Raw genomic sequence first — 3,442 nt, 5'->3', positions numbered from 1 at the left:
AGGCAAGGTCAAAAGAGATTTTGGTCCCCATCATCACCGCCGTCTCTTCGAGCTTGGCGCATGCCGCGTTGATCGTGTCTTGCAGGGATTTTTTGTGCATCTCGATAGGTCTTGAAAGGCTGCTTCTGGCCGGATTCTGTCTCACAGCGAAGGACGCTTGCGGGCCATGACTGGTCAAAGTTCAGGCTCAGAGCACCCATTGTCGAATAAGCTGCCTCAGAGGCCGTTAAAAGAACTTGTGGTGGAGAGCAAGATGCCGGGCAGATTTCGTAAGGTTAGAGCAGTTAAGGCATTGAAAAAAGAGGTGGTTCGAAAGCCAATGAGGCTGCCATTTCGAAATGCCATCAAGAGACTTTCGCTAGGTCAGATTGCGTTTCTTGTTTTTGCGCTATTCATCGCGGGGATTTCAGCAATTGCGTGGTTGCTCCCGCCACCAAAAGACGCAGAGGCAGAGTGCAAGGCGCAGTGCGCTCCGTTCATTGGGCAAGTTGGCCCCGACAAGGATTACCCGATGTCTACGCGAGGAAACTATAGAGAAAAGTGCATTTGTTCGTGACGGTAGACACTCGCCCGTGAATGTCTGCTTCTGGCCGATAGCCGCCGACCACGCAGTCACGTGCACTCCTGATCCACCCAATACCCCGCCGGAAACCACTGGCCGTTGATATTGAGGTACCAGCGCCATTCAAAGATGGGCTCAAAGCTCATGCCGCCCGGCGATGGGGTGTCGATGCGCAGGATGTCCGCCACGCCGTCGCGGTCCAAGTCAATCTCATGCACCATCACGGCGGTGTTCTTGCGCTGGGGCTTGTCCCGGATGGGCGGGTCCGCGGGCTGCATCCAGCTCGTGGCGTAGCGCCGGGTCTTCACCTTCACCGCGTCCGGCGGAAGCTTTGCGGGCAGCACCAGGCGGGTCAGTACCTGGGCACTGTCGGACAGCTTGGCATAGCCGCGCACGGGCTGGGCTTCTTCACCAGGGTCGTTGAACCCACGGCCGGGGTAGTGGCCGCCGCAGTAGTGGTCTTCGTTGCTGATGTCCCAATAGCGCTGGCGCACAGTATGGGCGCCCACCAGGCCTTGGTGGGTGATGGCATAGATGGTCAGCGCAGGTGCGAAGGCCTGATCGGCAGTGCCCACGTCCCAGAAGCCGGTGATGTACTCGATTTCTGGACCACTGTGGCGATTGAACCGCCCCACGGGCACACCGGTAGGGATGACGCTGATGCGGGTGCCCGCCACGGCGGCCAGGCCGTCGGCATCGGTCTCGTGCAGCAGGGCCACGCTGGTGTGGGAGCGAAAGTACGAAGGGGCGATGGCTGGCAACGTGGGCGGGGCGGCCAGGGGTGCCACGGCAGGGATGTGGTCCACGGCACGGGTGGCCAGCTTCAGGTCATCCAGCGGGTTGACGGGGCGGCCCCGGTCGATTTCCTGCTCGGGCCGCAGCACCACGCCAGCGCGCATGAGCTTCTTGGCGGCTTCCCACTCAGCTCGGGTGGGGTACTGCACCGGCATTTCATGCGCGTGGCTTTTGGCCAGCGCGGGCAGCTGCAGGGATGGCGGGCGTGGCAGGGCATTGCCGTAAGCGCGCAGGCGGTTGGGTGACGGAGCGACCCAGAAGGCGCGGGCGGCGTCCTTGCCCGCCTGGGCCAGGGTGAGGGGCTGGTCGGCCAGCAGGTTGCAGGCCACATGGGCTTGCAGGGGCTCAGGCAAAGGCGGGCCCAGGCGCGCATCGCCCGTGTAGAGCACGGCGCACCAGCCGTCGCGCTCGGTGATCTGCTGCAGCACGGTGTTGGCGGGCACCTGGGCCACGATGCGGGCCTGCGACTGGGCCGACTCGCGCAGGTTGACCCACGAGCCCTGCACATAACGCTGCTTGGCGGGCGCCACAGCCGGCGTCTGGGCATTGGCCGGGCCCACGAGTGCTACGCCCAGCAAAGCAGCCATGGTCCAGTGGCGAGGCCGTGTGGCGTGCACCAAGGTCTTCATGCTCCAGCCCCTGCGAGAGAGTTACACCGCCAATGCAGGCTCTGCCGCTGCAGCAGGCGGTGGCGATTCAATCACCCGCGCCAGCAGCGCGCCGCTGTAGCGCGCGGGCAGCGGGATCCACACGCGCACCGGGCTGCCCTGGGCGACCTGCACGGGCTGGCCTTCCACATTGCGCATCTCTTGCAGGCGCACCGTAGTGTTGCCGCTGGGGTGCACCACTTCAATCAGGTCACCCACGGCAAAGTGGTTCTTGGTTTCGACCTGTACCCAGTCTCCAGACAGCCCCACATCGGCCTGTCCTTCGGCACCCAGCACCTCGCCCACATACTGGCTACGCTGCGTGGCCGAGTGGCCGTTGATGTAGTTCTGGTAGTCGTTGCTAGGGCGGCGCTCCAGCAGGCCGCCGGTGTAGCCCCGGTTGGACAGGCCTTCGAGCTCGATCAGCAGCTCGGGGTTGAAGGGGCGGCCTGCCACGGCGTCGTCGATGGCGCGGCGGTACACCTGGGCGGTGCGGGCCACGTAGTACAGGCTCTTGGTGCGGCCTTCGATCTTGAGCGAATCGACGCCAATCTGCGCCAGGCGCGCCACATGCTCCACCGCACGCAGGTCCTTGCTGTTCATGATGTAGGTGCCGTGCTCGTCTTCCATGATGGGCATCATTTGCCCTGGGCGGCCAGCCTCTTCGATCAGGTAGACCTTGTCGGCCTTGGGATGGCGCTCGCCGTTGCCGGTGGTGGAGGCAAACGATTGTTCGGCCTTCTGCTGCGCGGCCTCGAAGTTGAAGTCGCCTTCCATCTTTTGCGCGATGGCCTCGCCCGTGGTGGGGTCGATGTCCGCGTCGTGCGTGGCGTAGTTCCAGCGGCAGGCGTTGGTGCAGGTGCCCTGGTTGGGGTCGCGGTGGTTGAAGTAGCCGCTGAGCAAACAGCGGCCCGAATACGCAATGCACAGCGCGCCGTGCACGAACACTTCCAGCTCCATGTCAGGGCATTCCTGGCGGATCTTTTCGATCTCGTCCAGGCTCAGTTCGCGCGAGAGGATGACGCGCTCCACGCCCATCTTTTGCCAGAACTTCACGGCCGCCCAGTTGGTGGTGTTGGCCTGCACCGAGAGGTGCACCACCTGCTCGGGCCACTTCTCCTTGACCATCATGATCAGGCCCGCGTCGGCCATGATGAGGGCGTCGGGTTGGCAGTCGATCACGGGCTCGATGTCGCGCAGGTAGGTGCGGATCTTGTCGTTGTGCGCAATCAGGTTGCTGGTCACAAAGAACTTCTTGTTGCGTGCGTGGGCCTCGTCAATGCCTTGCTTGATCTGCTCCAGGCGGAACTCGTTGTTGCGCGCGCGCAGGCTGTAGCGCGGCTGGCCTGCGTACACGGCGTCGGCGCCAAAGTCGTAGGCGGCGCGCATTTTGTCGAGCGAGCCAGCGGGCAGCAGGAGTTCGGGGGCTTTAATGGGG

At 63.6% G+C, this 3,442-nt stretch carries 2 protein-coding genes; both read right to left on the bottom strand.

Annotation, left to right across the window (positions count from 1 at the left end):
• Positions 1 to 612 precede the first annotated feature (612 nt).
• Entirely contained in the window at positions 613 to 1,986 is a 1,374-nt protein-coding gene (locus tag DBR23_RS12695; protein ID WP_233250432.1) for an SH3 domain-containing protein, read from the bottom strand.
• 21 nt (positions 1,987 to 2,007) lie between these two features.
• The gene (gene yegQ, locus DBR23_RS12690; RefSeq protein WP_108498487.1) at positions 2,008 to 3,438 is read right to left on the bottom strand and encodes a tRNA 5-hydroxyuridine modification protein YegQ; all 1,431 of its coding nucleotides are present in this window, start codon (positions 3,436 to 3,438) and stop codon (positions 2,008 to 2,010) included.
• Positions 3,439 to 3,442: the final 4 nt, after the last annotated feature.

Origin of the sequence: Acidovorax sp. HMWF018 (genome assembly GCF_003061035.1) — a bacterium.
GTDB classification, from domain to species: domain Bacteria; phylum Pseudomonadota; class Gammaproteobacteria; order Burkholderiales; family Burkholderiaceae_C; genus Acidovorax; species Acidovorax delafieldii.
The sequence above is the reverse complement of the archived record's forward strand: the minus strand, read 5'-3'. Positions and strand labels throughout refer to the sequence as shown.

What these genes read in the sequence shown, in the direction of transcription:
- DBR23_RS12695 (WP_233250432.1), bottom strand. Translation starts at nt 1,986, where the DNA reads ATGAAGACCTTGGTGCACGCCACACGGCCTCGCCACTGGACCATGGCT.